At 63.5% G+C, this 16,205-nt stretch carries 15 protein-coding genes; 13 read left to right on the forward strand and 2 right to left on the reverse strand.

The window, feature by feature from the left end; all coding sequences use genetic code 11:
* Window positions 1-77: 77 nt before the first annotated feature.
* From radA to U8326_RS06105, 8 genes are all read left to right on the forward strand, one after another.
* Window positions 78-1,445, forward strand: a complete 1,368-nt coding sequence (radA, locus tag U8326_RS06070) for a DNA repair protein RadA (RefSeq protein ID WP_324742957.1) — start codon at window positions 78-80, stop codon at window positions 1,443-1,445.
* An 11-nt stretch (window positions 1,446-1,456) separates the two neighbouring features.
* The gene (locus U8326_RS06075; RefSeq protein WP_324742958.1) at window positions 1,457-1,990 is read left to right on the forward strand and encodes a CvpA family protein; all 534 of its coding nucleotides are present in this window, start codon (window positions 1,457-1,459) and stop codon (window positions 1,988-1,990) included.
* A complete protein-coding gene (locus tag U8326_RS06080; protein ID WP_324742959.1) occupies window positions 1,987-2,424 on the forward strand; it encodes an iron-sulfur cluster assembly scaffold protein in 438 nt (145 codons plus the stop codon). The genes U8326_RS06075 and U8326_RS06080 overlap by 4 nt, the downstream gene beginning before the upstream one ends.
* 86 nt (window positions 2,425-2,510) lie before the next feature.
* The gene (locus U8326_RS06085; protein ID WP_324742960.1) at window positions 2,511-4,064 is read left to right on the forward strand and encodes an MFS transporter; all 1,554 of its coding nucleotides are present in this window, start codon (window positions 2,511-2,513) and stop codon (window positions 4,062-4,064) included.
* On the forward strand, window positions 4,057-5,109 hold the full coding sequence (alr, locus tag U8326_RS06090; protein WP_324742961.1) for an alanine racemase: 1,053 nt from the start codon (window positions 4,057-4,059) through the stop codon (window positions 5,107-5,109). Before U8326_RS06085 ends, alr begins: the two co-directional genes overlap by 8 nt.
* Before the next feature lie 79 nt (window positions 5,110-5,188).
* On the forward strand, window positions 5,189-5,743 hold the full coding sequence (phaR, locus tag U8326_RS06095) for a polyhydroxyalkanoate synthesis repressor PhaR (RefSeq protein WP_324742962.1): 555 nt from the start codon (window positions 5,189-5,191) through the stop codon (window positions 5,741-5,743).
* Between the two features lie 135 nt (window positions 5,744-5,878).
* Window positions 5,879-7,420, forward strand: a complete 1,542-nt coding sequence (locus U8326_RS06100) for an aminoacyl--tRNA ligase-related protein (RefSeq protein WP_324742963.1) — start codon at window positions 5,879-5,881, stop codon at window positions 7,418-7,420.
* A complete protein-coding gene (locus U8326_RS06105; RefSeq protein WP_416385515.1) occupies window positions 7,341-9,683 on the forward strand; it encodes a ribonuclease R family protein in 2,343 nt (780 codons plus the stop codon). Before U8326_RS06100 ends, U8326_RS06105 begins: the two co-directional genes overlap by 80 nt.
* Before the next feature lie 27 nt (window positions 9,684-9,710).
* On the opposite strand, the gene U8326_RS06110 is transcribed toward U8326_RS06105, so the two are convergent.
* Window positions 9,711-10,163, reverse strand: coding sequence for a universal stress protein (locus U8326_RS06110; RefSeq protein ID WP_324742965.1), 453 nt, complete (start codon window positions 10,161-10,163; stop codon window positions 9,711-9,713).
* 119 nt (window positions 10,164-10,282) lie between these two features.
* On the opposite strand from U8326_RS06110, the gene U8326_RS06115 reads away from it, so the two are divergent.
* Genes U8326_RS06115 through lpdA form a run of 4 tightly spaced genes read left to right on the forward strand, consistent with a single transcriptional unit; the run spans window position 10,283 to window position 13,817 of the window.
* A complete protein-coding gene (locus tag U8326_RS06115) occupies window positions 10,283-11,578 on the forward strand; it encodes a pyruvate dehydrogenase complex dihydrolipoamide acetyltransferase (protein WP_324742966.1) in 1,296 nt (431 codons plus the stop codon).
* Window positions 11,575-11,994 carry a hypothetical protein gene (locus tag U8326_RS06120; protein WP_324742967.1) on the forward strand — a complete coding sequence of 140 codons (420 nt, stop codon included), beginning with the start codon at window positions 11,575-11,577 and terminating at the stop codon, window positions 11,992-11,994. Before U8326_RS06115 ends, U8326_RS06120 begins: the two co-directional genes overlap by 4 nt.
* Window positions 11,995-11,997: 3 nt before the next feature.
* Window positions 11,998-12,405: an acyl-CoA thioesterase gene (locus U8326_RS06125; RefSeq protein ID WP_324742968.1), complete on the forward strand. Its 408-nt coding sequence runs from the start codon at window positions 11,998-12,000 to the stop codon at window positions 12,403-12,405.
* A complete protein-coding gene (lpdA, locus tag U8326_RS06130; protein WP_324742969.1) occupies window positions 12,405-13,817 on the forward strand; it encodes a dihydrolipoyl dehydrogenase in 1,413 nt (470 codons plus the stop codon). The genes U8326_RS06125 and lpdA overlap by 1 nt, the downstream gene beginning before the upstream one ends.
* Before the next feature lie 327 nt (window positions 13,818-14,144).
* Here lpdA and U8326_RS06135 read toward each other — a convergent pair whose 3' ends face one another.
* Complete coding sequence (locus U8326_RS06135) at window positions 14,145-15,446, reverse strand: O-acetylhomoserine aminocarboxypropyltransferase/cysteine synthase family protein (protein ID WP_324742970.1); 1,302 nt, start codon at window positions 15,444-15,446, stop codon at window positions 14,145-14,147.
* A gap of 219 nt (window positions 15,447-15,665) precedes the next feature.
* On the opposite strand from U8326_RS06135, the gene U8326_RS06140 reads away from it, so the two are divergent.
* A complete protein-coding gene (locus U8326_RS06140; RefSeq protein WP_324742972.1) occupies window positions 15,666-16,175 on the forward strand; it encodes a VOC family protein in 510 nt (169 codons plus the stop codon).
* The last annotated feature ends 30 nt before the right edge of the window (window positions 16,176-16,205 follow it).

The following is a 16,205-nucleotide window of genomic DNA, read 5'->3' on the forward strand; positions in this document are numbered from 1 at the left end:
CGCGCCAATCTCAAGAAATGGCTGTGGATGGGTTCAGCCGCGCTTGTGTTCTTCTTGTGTTCCGCCTAGGTGGTCTTATGGCCAAGATCAAACGCCGTTACATCTGCCAGGCCTGTGGCAGCGTGTCCCATCGCTGGCAGGGGCAATGCCCCGATTGCGCGGAGTGGAACACGCTCGCCGAGGATGCGCCCGCGACCGTATTCTCGCAGAAGCATGACCTTTCCGGCGGCGGCAGGACGGTCGAATTCGTATCGCTCGACGCGCCGGGGGAATTGCCCGTCCGGCGAGCCACGGGCATCGCGGAACTGGATCGCGCGTTGGGCGGGGGGCTGGTGCCGGGCTCGGCGATCCTGATGGGCGGCGATCCGGGGATCGGCAAGTCCACCTTGCTGCTGCAGGCAGCCGCCAAGGTCGCGCAGGATGGCGCCCCCGTGGTCTATATCAGCGGGGAAGAGGCTGCCGGGCAGGTCCGCCTCAGGGCAACACGGCTCGGCCTTGGCGATGCGCCGATCCGCCTTGCCGCCGCGACTTCCGTGCGGGACATTCTCACCACCCTGGGCGGCATGGAACCGCCCGCCCTGCTGGTGATCGATTCGATACAGACCATGCATTCCGACATGATCGAAGGAGCGCCGGGGACAGTGAGCCAGGTGCGCGGCTGCGCCTTCGAGCTGATCCGCTATGCCAAGGAGAACGGCGTCGCGCTGGTGATGGTCGGGCACGTGACCAAGGACGGCACGATCGCCGGGCCGCGCGTGCTGGAACATATGGTCGACGTGGTGATGAGCTTCGAGGGAGAACGCAGCCACCAGTATCGCATTCTCCGCGCGCTCAAGAACCGCTTCGGCGCGGTCGACGAGATCGGCGTCTTCGCCATGGCCGGGCAGGGCCTCGAAGAAGTGTCCAATCCATCCATGCTGTTCCTTTCGGGACGGGACGAGCCGATTGCCGGCAGCGCCGTGTTCCCGGCGCTGGAAGGGACGCGCCCGGTGCTGGTGGAAGTCCAGGCATTGATCGTGCGCCTGCAAAGCGGCGCAACTCCGCGCCGTGCGGTGGTGGGATGGGATTCGGGCCGGCTCGCCATGCTGCTCGCCGTGCTGGAGGCGCGCTGCGGGCTGAATTTCTCGTCCGCCGAAGTCTATCTCAATATCGCCGGCGGATACCGCCTGTCGGACCCCGCGGCCGACCTCGCCATCGCCGCGGCGCTGATTTCCGCGCTGGCGGATCGCCCCTTGCCTGCGAGATCGGTATGGTTCGGCGAAGTATCCCTTGCCGGCGAAATCCGCCCGGTCGCCCATGCCGGCTTGCGGCTGCGCGAAGCGGCCAAGCTCGGCTTCGATCGCAGCTATGGCCCCGTCGAGGTTTCAGCCCCGCTGGAAAGCCGGGGATTCGCAGGCCTGAAGATGCTGCCGAACCTCGTTGACCGGATCATGGGGAGCGCATAATCCTCCGCGCGATGAGCGGTTTCGATATTATCGTCCTGATCCTGGTGGCGGTCGCGGCCATCGGTGGCTTCATGCGCGGTTTCGTCCAGGAAGTGCTTTCGCTTGCCGCCTGGATACTCGCGCTGTTCGCCATCCGTTCGTTGCACACGCCGCTCACCAACTGGTTCATCCCGAAGCTCGATACCGCCACCGGCGCGGCGATTCTGTCCTTCTCCCTGCTTCTGCTCATTCCCTATGCGGGGATGAAGCTCATCGCATCCCATGCAGGGCGCACCACCCGTGCGTCGATACTTGGGCCGCTCGACCGGATACTCGGTCTCGGCTTCGGCGCGCTCAAGGGCCTCATCATCGCGGTGCTGGCTTTCTCCGTTCTGGCGCTTGGTTACGACACGGTCTGGGGCGTGGCGGGGCGGCCGGCCTGGATCACGACATCGCGGTCCTATCCCTTCGTCAATGCGGCGGCGGACGAACTGGTGGAGATGATCGCGGAACATCGCCGCAGCGTGGAGGCTCAGGCCAGATCCGACCCCAAAGCGGCGCGATGAGCGATCCCGCCGCCCGGCTCTACACACCGGAAATGCTCGCGCTTGCGCTGCGCCTGGCCGAATATCCGCTGCTTCCGGATTTGCCACTGACAGGCTTTGCGCGATCCCCGATGTGCGGCAGCCGGATCGAAATGGCGCTGTCTCTGGGGCAGGACGGGAAGATCGAAAACCGGGGCCTGCGGGTCCAGGCCTGCGCGGTGGGCCAGGCCGCATGCACCATATTCGCCGATGCGGCGCCCGGCCTTGGCTTGCCGGATTTGCTGCGCACCCAATCCGATCTGGAAAGCTGGCTTGCCGGAGACGCGCCCCTGCCAGACTGGCCGGGCCTTGCCGCGATAGAATCCGCACAGGCATTTCGAGGCCGACATGGAGCCATTCTGTTGCCGTGGAAGGCCGCCATTCATGCGCTTTGCAAGCAGGATAACAACCGCTAGAGCGTTGCCCGAAACGGGAGGAAGGGATCCATATGGGGACAGTATCGGCAAACGCGGCGGGCGAACCAAGCCAGCGGGAAATCCGCATGGTTGTCACGGCATCGTCCGCGGGTACGGTCTTCGAATGGTATGATTTCTTCATTTACGCGACCCTGACGACAAGCGGGATCATCGGCAGCACGTTCTTCCCTTCGGGCAACCCGGCGTTGCAGACCCTGCTCGCCTGGGCCGGTTTCGCGGTCGGCTTCGGCTTCCGGCCCTTGGGCGCCATCCTGTTCGGCTATCTCGGCGACAGGCTGGGGCGCAAATATACCTTCCTCGTCACGATCACGCTGATGGGCCTGGCTACGGCCGGGATCGGCCTGATCCCATCCACCGCGACCATCGGCGCCGCCGCTCCGCTGCTGCTGATCCTGTGCCGGATAGGACAAGGGCTGGCGCTGGGCGGCGAATATGGCGGGGCCGCGATCTATGTTTCGGAACATTCGCCCCCCAGCAAGCGCGGGTTCTACACCAGCTTCATCCAGGCCAGCGTGATCGGCGGTTTCGTATTGAGCCTCGCGATCGTGCTGCTGACGAAGGCGATGATGAACGAGGAAGTCTTCATCGACTGGGGCTGGCGCCTGCCGTTCCTTTTCTCGCTGCTGCTGCTCGCGGCATCGCTGTGGATGCGGCTGATGCTGTCGGAAAGCCCTGTGTTCCGCGCCATGCAGGCGGAAGGCGAGATCAGCCACAACCCCTTCGTCGAGAGCTTCACCTATCCCGGCAATGCGAAGCGGATCTTCGTCGCCCTGTTCGGCGTCGCCGCCGGGCTGACGACCATATGGTATACCGCCATGGTCTACAGCCTGGAGTTCCTCAAGGGCCCGGCGAATGTGCAGGATACGGCGGCGGAACTGATCGTATGCGGCGGCGCGCTGCTGGGCAGCATGATGTTCGTGGTGTTCGGCAGATGGTCCGACAAGGTGGGCCGAAAGAAGCCGATCATCATCGGCTATGTTCTGACGCTGCTTGCCCTGTTTCCGTTGTTCTGGACCATGGGCAGCGCGGCCAACCCCGCGCTTGAGCAGGCGGCGAAAAGCGCGCCGGTGGTCGTTTCCGGCGCCGACTGCCATTTCGATCCATTCGCCAAGGAACAGGCGAGCGATTGCGGCAAGGTGGTGGCGCTGTTGACGGCCAGGGGCGTTCCCTACGCACTGAAAGCCGGGGAAGGCGTTTCGGTCGCCGTCGGAGATACCATCGTCGAGCGGATGGACCCGGCCGCCGTCGAATCCGCCCTGATGCAGGCAGGCTACGATTTCAGCCCCGTGACCCCTTCGGTCCGTGACATTGCCGTCATCATCCTGTGCCTGCTGGTGCTGAGCGTGCTGTCGGGCATGACCTACGGCCCGGTCGCGGCCTTGCTGTCGGAGATGTTTCCGCCGAAGATCCGGTATAGCTCCATGTCCATCCCCTACCATTTCGGCACGGGTTATTTCGGCGGGTTCCTGCCGTTCATCGCCAGCTACATCGCGGCCAGCACCGGCGATCCCTATTCCGGCCTGTGGTACACCTGGGGTGTGGTGCTGATGGCGCTGGTGGTCGGCCTGTGGGGCATTCCTTCCGGACCGCCGCGAGATTTTGCCGAAGATAATGCCTGATCGTCCGGTTCTGCCTCCGCCTACATTACGTTTGAAGCTGGACCATGATGCGCTTGCCATGAACTGGCGAGCGCTGAACCGGCTGTCCGGCAATGCGCGAGCGGGAGCGGCGGTCAAGGCCGATGCCTACGGCCTGGGCGTCGCGAAAGCCGTGCCCTCTCTGCGCGATGCCGGGGCGCGGGATTTCTTCGTCGCGCACTGGAGCGAAGTCTCCGAGGTCATCGCGCATGTTCCGGCCGGCCAGATCTCCGTGCTGCATGGGCCGGTGCACGCGGAGGATTGCGCCTATGCCCGCGCGCTGGGTGTGCGGCCGGTCATCAACAGCATCTTCCAGGCCCGGCTATGGCTGGACAGCGGAGGAGGACCTTGCGACCTGATGGTGGATACCGGGATCAACCGGCTCGGCTTGCCGCTTGCATGCCTGTCCGATCCGTTGATCGCCAGGCTCGACATCGACGTCCTCCTGTCTCATCTCGCCTCGGCGGATGAAGACGTGGCGCAGAACGCGCAGCAGCTCCGCCGCTTCGATCAAGCGTGCCGCGCGATACCTGCCCGCCGCCGCAGTCTTTCCAACAGCGCCGGAATTGCACTGGGCAAGGACTACGCCTTCGATCTCACCCGGCCCGGGCTTTCACTCTACGGAGGCATTCCCCGCAGCGAACTCCTTGCCGAGATCGGCCAGGTGGCAAGGCTGGAGGCAGCGATCATCCAGCGACGCGACCTGTCGGCCGGCGACAGCGTGGGATACAACGCCACCTTCACCGCTGCCCGCGCAATGCGCGCCGGCGTCGTTTCCCTCGGCTATGCCGATGGCTTCCTGCGCTGCTGGTCCGACAGGGGTTTGCTGCGCAGCAATGGAAGAGAGCTGCCGCTGCTCGGACGGGTCTCGATGGACATGGTGGTGGTGGATCTGACCGAAGCACCCGACCTGGCTGAAGGCGACTGGCTGGAAGTTCCGTATCATCTGCCGGATGCGGCAGCCGTCTCCGGCCTGTCGCAATATGAACTGCTCACCATCCTGGGGCAGCGCTTCAGACGCGGATAAGCGTTAACTGCAAATTTATTGCACTGCACATAATGCGCGTGCTAAGTGCAACAAGTGGGGCAGCAAGAGGAGTCCGGCGATGGCAGCGCCTGACGAGGCCAAAAAAGGGCCGGTCATTATCAAGAAATACGCCAACAGGCGTCTCTACAATACAAGTTCTTCCAGCTACATCACGCTTGACGATCTTGCGAAGATGACGCGTGAAGGCATCGACTTTCAGGTGCTTGACGCCAAGACGGGCAACGACATCACCCATTCCATCCTGACCCAGATCATCATGGATGAGGAAGCGAACGGGGAGCAATTGCTGCCCGTCAGCTTTCTGCGCCAGTTGATCTCCATGTATGGCAATTCGATGCAGGCGCTGATGCCGCATTATCTCGAAGCCTCGATGGAAAACTTCTACGCCAATCAGAAGAAGCTGCAGCAGGCGTTTACCGAAGGTGTGGGCGACAATCCGCTGGCGAAGATCGCGCAGACCAACATGGCGATGTTCAAGGCCGCCGCTGCGGCGCTGATGCCCAAGGGCATCCAGCCCGCCGAAGATCCTGCTCCCGCCGAAGGCAGCGAACTGGATGCGCTGCGCAAGCAGATGGCGGAGATGCAGAAGCGTCTCGACGCGCTGGGCAAATAGGCCGGCGAAGCCGCAGAGGGCGCGGGTTCCCGCGCCATCCAAATTTTGGTGCAACGCAAGGGCAAGCCGCTCGACATGGGCGGCAATTGCCTTAATGAGGCGCGGCAGAATTCACGCATAAACAGGAAGCATTTCGTGTCCGCCATTCGTCACGCTCTCCCGATCACGCGCGCCGAAGATTTCGCCCAATGGTATCAGGTGGTGATCGCGCAAGCCGACATGGCCGAGGAATCCGGCGTGCGCGGCTGCATGGTGATCAAGCCCTGGGGCTACGGCATCTGGGAACGTATCCAGCGCCTGATGGATGACCGGATCAAGGCGGCCGGTGTGCAGAACTGCTACTTTCCATTGTTCATCCCGCTCTCCTACTTCGCCAAGGAGGCGGAGCATGTGGAAGGCTTCGCCAAGGAGATGGCGGTCGTCACCCATCATCGCCTGATCGCGGGCGAGGAAGGGGGGCTGGTTCCCGATCCCGAAGCGAAGCTGGAAGAGCCGCTGGTGGTCCGCCCCACTTCCGAGACCGTGATCGGCGCAGCGATGGCGCGCTGGATACAAAGCTGGCGCGACCTGCCGATGCTGACCAACCAGTGGGCCAATGTGGTGCGCTGGGAAATGCGTACCCGGATGTTCCTGCGCACGTCGGAATTTCTCTGGCAGGAAGGGCATACCGCCCATGAGGACCGTGCAGATGCGATGGACGAAACGCTCCGCGCACTGGAAATGTATCGCTCCTTTGCCGAAGACGTGCTGGCCATGCCCGTGATCGCTGGCGAAAAGCCTGAGAATGAGCGCTTCCCCGGCGCGGAAGCGACATACAGCATCGAAGCGATGATGCAGGACGGCAAGGCGCTGCAAGCCGGCACGTCGCATTATCTCGGCACCAGCTTCGCCGAGGCGGCGGGCATTCGCTATCAGGATCGCGAAGGCGGGCAGCAGCTTTGCCACACCACGAGCTGGGGCGTTTCAACCCGGCTGATCGGCGGCGTAATCATGACCCATGGCGACGATGACGGGCTGCGGGTTCCGCCCGCCATCGCGCCGCAGCAAGTCGTGATCCTGCCGATGCTGCGCGATGATGCGAGCGATGCCGCATTGCTCGAATATTGCGAGAGCCTGCGTGCGCGGATCGCGGCGCAAGCCGCCCTGGGCGAGCCGGTCAGGGTCCTGCTCGACAGGAAGCCGGGCAAGGCCGCCGCCAAGCGCTGGGACTGGGTGCGCAAGGGCGCCCCGGTCATCATCGAGATCGGTGGGCGCGACATGGAGGCCGGGAAGGTCAGCCTGCTGCGCCGCGACCGCTTGTGGAATGCCGCGGGCAAGACGGATTTCGCCAGCCCCTCCGCCGAGGAATGCGCGGGTGCAATCGGCGCCCTGCTGGAAGAAATCCAGAACGGGCTGTTCGCCGAAGCACGGCAACGGCGCGACACCAATATCACGCGCGGCGTGGACAGCCTCGAAGCGTTGTCCGCCTTCTACGCGGAAGATCAACGCTATCCCGGCTGGGTCGAGGTGCAGTGGGCAAAGCCCACGGGCGATGCGCTGGACAAGGTGGTGGAGCAGCTGAAAGCGCTGAAGCTCACCATCCGCAATGTGCCTGCCGATGCCGCTCCCGCAGATGGCGCCTGCATCTTCACCGGCGCCCCGGCGGTCGAACGCATCTTCATTGCGCGAGCCTATTGAGTTGGTGCGCAAGCCGAAACCCGCTCCCGGCCTGCCCGGCAGGCAGCAGATACTCGACTTCATCCAGAGCAGCGACACCCCTGCCGGCAAGCGGGAAATCGCCCGCGCCTTCGGCCTCAAGGGGCAGGAGAAGATCGCGCTCAAGGCCTTGCTGCGCGACATGGCGGACGAAGGGCTGATCGACGGCAAGCGAACCGCCTTCCATCGCATGGGCGGCTTGCCGAAGGTGACCGTGCTGCGCGTTGTCGATACCGACGATGGCGAAGCGATTGCCATTCCCGATAGCTGGCAGCCGGACGACGCCACTCCGCCGCCACGCCTGCGGCTGGTGGAAAGCCGGAAAGGCCCTGCCTTGCGGGTGGGGGATCGCGTCCTGGCCCGCACCGAGGAAGCCGGCGACGGCTGGTGCGCCTATCCGATGAAGAAGCTGCCCGCGCAGGGCGAGGCCATGCTTGGCGTGGTCGAACTCGACGGGGCGGGCAAGGGCTGGCTCGCGCCGGTCGACAAGCGTGTGCGCAACGCCACGCCGATTGCCGATCTGGGCGGCGCGGAGCCGGGCAATCTCGTGCTGGCCGAGCCTGCGGGCCGCAGCCCTCGCGCGGGCGTGAAAGTCATCCAGGTGCTGGGCGATCCGCTTGCGCCGCGCGCCTTCAGCCTGATCGCGATCCATAAATACGGCATTCCGAATCTGTTCGGAGCGGAAGTGCTGTCCGAGGCGGAGGCATCCGCCAAGCTGCCACTCAGCGAGGACCGGCGCGAGGATCTTCGGCATCTGCCCATCGTCGCGATCGACCCGGCCGATGCGCGCGATCATGACGATGCGATCTGGGCGGAGCCGGATGGAGCAGGGGGCTTCCGGGCGATCGTGGCGATCGCGGACGTCAGCTTCTATGTCCGCCCCGGGGGGAAGCTGGACCGGGAGGCGCGCAAGCGCGGCAATTCGGTCTATTTCCCCGACCGCGTCGTCCCCATGCTGCCCGAAGTGCTGAGCGCGAATGTCTGCTCCCTGCGAGCGGGAGAGGACCGCGCGGCCATGGCCTGCCATCTGGAGATCGATGCGCAGGGCAAGCTCAAGGCCTGGCGGTTCTCGCGCGCCATCGTGCGCATCTCGGAAAACATCGCCTATGAGGCGGCGCAGGCAAGGATCGACGAGGGCGAAGCCGATGCAAGCCTGAGCAATCTCTGGGCCTGCTGGCGTTTGCTGGAAGCGGCGCGCAAGCAACGCGATCCGCTGGAACTGGAATTGCCGGAACGCCGGGTCATGCTGGACGATCAGGGCAAGATAGCGGAAATCGCCATTCGCGAGTGGCTCGATGCGCATCGCGTGGTGGAAGATTTCATGATCGCGGCCAATGTCGCGGCGGCAAAGGCGCTGGAAAGCAAGGTTTCGCCGGTCGTCTATCGCATCCACGAGCCGCCTAGCCGGGAGAAGCTGGTCGCGCTGCGAGAGTATCTCGACACATTCGGCCGCAAACTTGCGCTGGGGCAGGTCATCACCCCGGGTCTGTTCAACCGCATGTTGAAGGACATCGCGGACGAAAGCGAAAAAGCGCTCATCATGGAAGCCGTGCTGCGCAGCCAGACGCAGGCCTATTACGGGCCGCGCAACGCCGGGCATTTCGGCCTTGCCCTGGGCAGCTACGCGCATTTCACCTCACCGATCCGCCGCTATGCGGACCTGCTGGTCCACCGCGCGCTGGTCGATGCCTTCGGGCTGGAGCAGCCCCGGCCGGCCGGGGGAGCCATACCCGCCGCCACCGGGCTTTCGGATCGCGACCGCGGCGATCTGGCGCGAGTCAGCGAAGCGATCAGCGCCGCCGAGCGCCGCGCCATGGAAGCGGAGCGGGAAACGATCGACCGCTATGTCGCGGCATGGCTTTCCGGCAAGGTGGGGGAAGTGTTCGAGACCCGCATCACCGGGGTCCAGCGTTTCGGCCTGTTCGCGACCATCATGGGGCTGGGCGGCGATGGGCTGGTTCCCGTCTCGGTGCTCGGCCCGGAACGCTTCCACCATGATGACGGAGCGCATACGCTGACAGGCGAGCAAACCGGCACGCGCTACGCCATCGGAGATCGGCTGCCGCTGCGCCTGGCCGAGGCGAATCCGCTCACCGGAGCCTTGAAGTTCGAGCCGGTGGAAGGGGCCGGCGCCCCCATCGAGCCGCGCGGCGGCAAGCCAGCGCCCCGCAGGAAGGGAAAATACGTCGTCGGCCAGCGGGGCCGGCCTTCCAACATCCGGCATCAGGGCAGAAAAAAGCGCTAGATCGCCGCCCGCCCCGGGCGCACCGGCTCAACTCAAGCGGTCGATATCCTCTTCGCCCAGCGCGCCGGGAATCACGAACAGGGGACAGGAAAGCGTTCCCGCATTCTGCGAAAAGGCGGTGACGAGCGGGCCCGGATTTCCCTCGGCCGCGGCGCCAAGTACCAATGCGGCTACCTCCGGGTGCTCGGCAAGATATTCATGCACGACTTCCTTGCCATCGCCGACCCGGACGGAGATGGTGGGCATCTTGCCGCTCTCGCTGAGAATATTTCCCGCCGCGCCGGTGGCGATCACCTCTGCGCGATCGCGCGCTTCGGCCTCGATCGTGGCCTGAACGCCGCCGAATGCATTGAAGCTCTGCGGTTGCACCAACGCGAGAATATGGACCGCGCCATCTGTCTTGGCCGCGCGCCTGGCGGCAAAACGCAAGGCCACCCGGGCCTCGTCAGTCTCGTCCATTATAACCAGATATACACGCATATCTCACCCCTATGAAAACCTATATGGTTATCTCTCTCGATGCACCAACCCTCTTGCCGCCATCGCACTTATCGGCCAGATAGGCACAAACACTCAGCAACGGGAAGAGTTGAACTGCCATGCCCACCTCGATCAAGATGCCCGCACTCTCGCCCACCATGGAGGAGGGTACACTGGCGCGCTGGCTGGTAAAGGTCGGTGATACAGTATCCGCCGGCGATATCATGGCGGAAATCGAAACCGACAAGGCCACGATGGAGTTCGAGGCGGTCGATGAAGGCACCATCGTCGACATTGCCGTGCCAGAAGGAACCGAAGGCGTGAAGGTGGGCACGGTGATCGCAACCCTTGCGGCGGAAGGCGAAGATCCCGGCGCAGCGAAATCCGCCGAACCCGCCAAGCCTGCAAAGGCCGAGCAAGCGGCACCTGCCGCCAAGGCCGAGCCTGAGCAGCCGCAGGCCGTGGAAAAGGCTCCCGCTCCGCAAGCGAAGCCGGCCCCCACCACCGTTGCGACGAGCGGTTCCGGCCAGCGCATCCTGGCATCGCCGCTGGCCCGCCGGATTGCCGCCCAGCAAGGCATCGACCTTTCGACGATCAAGGGCAGCGGGCCGAACGGGCGGATCGTGAAGGCCGACGTGGACGGCCTGCAGGGCGCAGCAGCGGCTCCCACCGCTCCGCAAGCGCGCCCGGCTCCGGCCGCGCCCACGGAAATTCCGGATTTCGGCATTCCGTTCGAGGCGGAAAAGCTCAACAATGTCCGCAAGGTGATTGCCCGCCGGCTCACCGAAGCGAAGCAGCAGATTCCGCATATCTACCTCACCGTCGATGTGCGGCTCGACGCCTTGCTCAAGCTGCGGAGCGAACTCAATGCCTCGCTGGAAGGGGAGGGCCTCAAGCTCTCCGTCAACGACCTGCTGATAAAGGCCCTGGCCAAGGCACTCGACCGCGTGCCGCAATGCAATGTCAGCTTTGCCGGCGAGGAACTGCGCAAATATACCCGCGTCGACATCTCCGTCGCGGTGGCCGCACCGAGCGGGCTGATAACCCCCATCGTCACCGACGCGGCGAAGAAATCCGTCTCGGCCATCGCGGGCGAGATGAAGGGCCTGATCGAAAAGGCGCGCGACGGGAAGCTGCAGCCGCATGAATATCAGGGCGGCACCGCCAGCCTGTCCAATCTCGGCATGTATGGGATCAAACAGTTCGAGGCGGTGATCAATCCGCCCCAAGGCATGATCCTTGCCGTGGGCGCCGGGGAGAAGCGGCCGTTCATCGTCGATGATGCAGTATCCATCGCCACGGTGATGAGCGTGACCGGCAGCTTCGACCATCGCGCGATTGATGGGGCCGATGCGGCATTGCTGATGCAGGCCTTCCAGCAACTGGTGGAAAGCCCGCTGGGAATCATCGCGTGAGATCGATCCGGGCCTGGCCGCTGGGAATGGTGGCCTGCCTGGCCCTCGCGGCCCCTCTCAAGGCGGAGCATCCCAAGGATGGTCATCCCGTGATGGTGGGCAGCGAAGGGCCGGAACTGGACGCATGCGTTGCGGTCGGCCGCGTTACCGGCCTCGATCCGGAAGGGGACAATTATCTTGCGGTTCGCGCCGCGCCGCATCTTTCCGGTCACGAGAACGATCGCCTCGACCCGGCCACGCTGGTCTGGTTGTGCGACAAGGACGGCGATTGGCAGGGCATCGTCTATCCGCATGGCGCCTATCAGGATCTGGGCGATTGCCGGGTGAGCAGCCCCGTCACCGCGCCCGAACCCTATGGCGGCCCTTGCCGGCATGGCTGGGTCCTCGCCAAATATCTCGATCTTGTGGCAGGATAGGGAATGGCAGCTGACAACAGCTTTCGAGATCCGCTAATCCGCGTCACGGCCATGCCCAAGGATACCAATCCCTATGGCGGCGTGTTCGGCGGATGGCTGATGAGCCAGATGGCGCTCGGCGCGGGCTCGCTCGCGTCGCGCAAGGCCAATGGCACCGCGGTGGTGGTTCATGCCACGGATTTCACCTTTCCCGGGGCCATGGCGGTGGGGGATGAACTGTCCGTCTATGCCGAAGTCGCGGCGGTCGGGAATACATCGTTGACTATCGCAGCCGAAGCCATCGCGCGCGAACGCAATGGCGAGGCCACGCAGGTGGTGGCGCGCGGCACCTTCAAATTCGTCGTGATCGACGGGGAAGGGCGGCCTCGCGCCATCGGAACGCTCGCAATCAAGGCGGCGGCGGAGGAATAATGTCCGGCACGTATGATCTTATCGTTCTCGGGTCTGGCCCCGGCGGCTATGTCGCGGCGATCCGCGCGGCCCAACTGGGATTGAAGACCGCAATCGTGGAGCGGGAAAGCCTGGGGGGGATCTGCCTCAACTGGGGCTGCATCCCGACCAAGGCGCTGCTGCGCTCGGCCGAGATCTATCACTATATGCAACATGCCAAGGATTACGGGCTGGCGGCGGAGAAGATCAGCGCGGATCTGGAAGCCGTGGTCAAGCGCAGCCGGGGCGTAGCGAAGCAGCTCAATCAGGGCGTCACGCATCTGATGAAGAAGAACAAGATCGCGGTGCATATGGGCGAGGGCGCCTTCAAATCCGCCAATACGCTGGAAGTGAAGGGCGAGAAGGGCACGGAGACGCTCACCGCCAGGCATATCATCGTCGCGACGGGCGCGAGGGCGCGCGACCTTCCCTTTGCTCCGGCCGACGGCAAGCGGGTGTGGACCTATCGTCATGCAATGACCCCGCCGGAAATGCCCGACAAACTGCTGGTGATCGGCTCCGGCGCGATCGGGATCGAATTCGCAAGCTTCTACAACGATATGGGCGCGGATGTGACGGTGGTTGAAATGCTCGACCGGATCGTGCCGGTGGAAGATGCGGAGATCTCCGCCTTCCTCGAAAAGGCACTGACGAAGCAGGGCATCCAGATCATGACCGGCGCCGCGCTGGAGGAGCTGAAGCCCGGCGCAGACAAGGTTTCCGCCAAGATCAAGGGGAAGGACGGCAAGGTCACTTCCGGCGAATACAGCCATGTGATCGTCGCCATCGGCATTCAGCCCAACACCGAGAATATCGGCCTGGAAAAGCTGGGGGTAAAGACGGAGCGCGGTTTCATCCAGATCGACGATTATGGCCGCACGGGCGTGAAGGGCCTGTGGGCGATCGGCGATTGCGTGCCGGGACCGTGGCTGGCGCACAAGGCCAGCCATGAAGGGGTGACGGCGGCTGAGGCCATCGCGCAGGAACTGGGCAACAAGGATGTTCATCCGCACCCGTTGGATCGGCGCAATATTCCCGGTTGCACCTATTGCCATCCGCAGATCGCCAGCGTCGGCCTGACCGAGGCCAAGGCCACAGAAGCCGGTTACGAGATCAAGGTCGGGAACTTCCCGTTCATCGGCAATGGCAAGGCCATCGCGCTGGGCGAAGCGGAAGGCTTCATCAAGACGGTGTTCGATGCGAAAACCGGCGAGTTGCTGGGCGCTCATATGATCGGCGCGGAAGTGACCGAGCTGATCCAGGGCTATGTGGTCGGCAAGCAGCTCGAAACGACGGAATCCGAGCTTATGCAGGCCATATTCCCGCACCCCACCTTGTCCGAAATGATGCATGAAAGCGTGCTCGCCGCATACGGACGCGCCTTGCACTTCTGACAACCATCCCGCTTCGCATTCCATTCTGCACGCTTTGTCTCCACGCCGGGAGCCTTCCGGGGCTTCCGGCGTTGGAAGCCTGCGGAGACGAGCGATGGAATATGAAATCGATTTTCAGCTGCTGGACCCGATAACCAACAATCCGAGCCTCGATAACGGCATTCCCGTAAATCCCCTGCGGCGCGCCATGATCGCCGCGGACCTAAGGGACCTCAGGAATGGCAAGGAACCCAGAGTGATTTCGAGGCGAGTGAAATCAATTGCCGCCTCGGAAATCGCGGAAAACAGATAAATTCCATGCTCCCCATTCCTGAAGAAGGAACCTGCTCATTGGGCCGCCTTGCCCAGCGCCTGATCGAGATCCGCGATAAGGTCATCCGCATCCTCTATGCCGATCGAGAGGCGCACCACATCATCCCCCGCGCCCGCTGCCTGCCGCTGTTCCGGCGTCAGCTGGCGGTGCGTGGTCGATGCGGAATGGATCACCAGTGAACGCGCATCCCCCAGATTGGCCAGATGGCTGAACAGCTGCAGCGCATCGACCAGCCTGATGCAGGCCTTGTAACCGCCCTTTACGCCGAATGTGAACAAGGCCCCCGTGCCCTTGGGGTAAAGCTTTTTCGCGCGCTTGTGATAGGGCGACGACTTCAGCCCCGCATAGGACACGAAGCTCACCCGGTCATCCGCTTCCAGCCACTCGGCAACCTTTTTGGCGTTGGCGACATGCTTCTGCATCCTGAGGCTCAAGGTTTCGATACCGAGAATGGTCTGAAAGGCGTTCATCGGGGCCATGGTCATCCCCAGGTCCCGCAAGCCCACCGCATGGCTGTGCAAGGTATAGCCCAGCGCTCCGAATGCCTGGTGAAACGTCAATCCGTGATAGGCGGGCTCCGGCTGGGAAAGCGACGGGAACTTGTCCGATGCCGACCAGTCGAACTTTCCGGAATCGATGATCGCGCCGCCCATCGAGGTTCCGTTGCCCGACAGATATTTCGTCGTGGAGTGGACCACGAGAGTCGCCCCGTGATCGATCGGCTTGCAGAGATAGGGCGTGGCGCTGGTATTATCGACGATCAGCGGCACGCCCTTGCGCTCCGCGATGGCCGCGATCTTCGGCAGGTCGGTGACATGCCCGCCGGGATTGGAGACGCTTTCGCAGAAGATCGCCCTGGTCCGCTTGTTGCAGGCCCGCGCCACTTCGCCGGGGTCTTCCAGATCGACGAAGCGGCTTTGCCATCCGAACCGCCTGATCGTATGCGAAAACTGCGTGACCGAGCCACCATAGAGCCGATTGGAGACGACGACGTTGTCGCCCGGCATCATCAGGGGAAACAGCGCCATGATCTGCGCGGCATGGCCGGATGAACAGCAAGTCGCCCCGGCGCCGCCTTCGAGCGCAGCGAGCCGCGCCTGCAAGGCATTCACGGTGGGATTGGTCAGCCGGGAATAGATGTATCCCACTTCCTCCAGATTGAAGAGGCGCGCCGCATGATCCGCATCCTGGAAGAGATAGGCCGTATTCTGGTAGATCGGCACCTGTCTCGCGCCCGTCGCCGGATCGCCATCCCAACCTGCATGGACCTGCAATGTGTCGAAGGATAGCGCGGGGTTTTCTGCGTTGGTGGACATGTCACTCCTCTCAGCGGGGATCTCTTCAGCTATTCTGCTCAAGACGGCGATGCTTAGCTGCTTCCGCATGGCCGCGACAAGTCGGTGAAGCATGAACCCGCCACAGCGGTTTTCCGCGAGATGTTCTTATCGTTTGTAAAAGGCGCGGCACGAAGGGTAGGGTGCCGACGCCATCGCAAGTCGGTGCGAATGGTCAATGATAATGGATAGGATGCACGAATGTTCAATGGCGTGGAAGGAATCGTTCAAACCGGCTTCGTGGTGGGCGATATCGACAGGGCGATCGACCGATGGGTTGTGCGTGGCGCAGGCCCGTTCCGGGTCTTCCGGGATATCGAGGTCGAACTGACCTATCGCGGACAGCCTGCCACGGTGAAGCTGAATCTGGCGCTCGGCCAATTCGACGGCGTCCAGATCGAGCTGATGCAACCGCTCTCGGAAGCTCCCTCGATCTATCATGACAGCTTCCCGGACGGCTTTCCCGAGGAAGGATTGCATCATGTCGGCATGATCGCATCCGACTATGACCTGTTTGTCGAGAAACATGCCGGAGAAGGCAGACCGCTTGTCCTCAATGGCGTTTTCTCGGGCTATCGGTTCGGATTCATCGACACGCGCGACACTATGGGCTTCATGCTGGAAGCCTTCGAGAAGACCCCGTCGCTCCTGGCCTTCTTCGACGAGATCAAGGAACTCGGGCACCAGGAATCGTCCGGCGCGGCAGCTTGAACGATCGGCACTTCCGAAGAACAGAAGCAG

Source organism: Tsuneonella sp. CC-YZS046 (assembly GCF_035581365.1).
Taxonomy (GTDB): Bacteria; Pseudomonadota; Alphaproteobacteria; order Sphingomonadales; family Sphingomonadaceae; genus JAWKXU01.

Coding starts and splice junctions, on each gene's coding strand:
- radA (WP_324742957.1), top strand. CDS start 78: ATGGCCAAGATCAAACGCCGTTACATCTGCCAGGCCTGTGGCAGCGTG.
- U8326_RS06075 (WP_324742958.1), top strand. CDS start 1,457: ATGAGCGGTTTCGATATTATCGTCCTGATCCTGGTGGCGGTCGCGGCC.
- U8326_RS06080 (WP_324742959.1), top strand. CDS start 1,987: ATGAGCGATCCCGCCGCCCGGCTCTACACACCGGAAATGCTCGCGCTT.
- U8326_RS06085 (WP_324742960.1), top strand. CDS start 2,511: ATGGTTGTCACGGCATCGTCCGCGGGTACGGTCTTCGAATGGTATGAT.
- alr (WP_324742961.1), top strand. CDS start 4,057: ATGCCTGATCGTCCGGTTCTGCCTCCGCCTACATTACGTTTGAAGCTG.
- phaR (WP_324742962.1), top strand. CDS start 5,189: ATGGCAGCGCCTGACGAGGCCAAAAAAGGGCCGGTCATTATCAAGAAA.
- U8326_RS06105 (WP_416385515.1), top strand. CDS start 7,341: ATGCCGCTCCCGCAGATGGCGCCTGCATCTTCACCGGCGCCCCGGCGG.
- U8326_RS06110 (WP_324742965.1), bottom strand. CDS start 10,163: ATGCGTGTATATCTGGTTATAATGGACGAGACTGACGAGGCCCGGGTG.
- U8326_RS06115 (WP_324742966.1), top strand. CDS start 10,283: ATGCCCACCTCGATCAAGATGCCCGCACTCTCGCCCACCATGGAGGAG.
- U8326_RS06125 (WP_324742968.1), top strand. CDS start 11,998: ATGGCAGCTGACAACAGCTTTCGAGATCCGCTAATCCGCGTCACGGCC.
- lpdA (WP_324742969.1), top strand. CDS start 12,405: ATGTCCGGCACGTATGATCTTATCGTTCTCGGGTCTGGCCCCGGCGGC.
- U8326_RS06135 (WP_324742970.1), bottom strand. CDS start 15,446: ATGTCCACCAACGCAGAAAACCCCGCGCTATCCTTCGACACATTGCAG.
- U8326_RS06140 (WP_324742972.1), top strand. CDS start 15,666: ATGTTCAATGGCGTGGAAGGAATCGTTCAAACCGGCTTCGTGGTGGGC.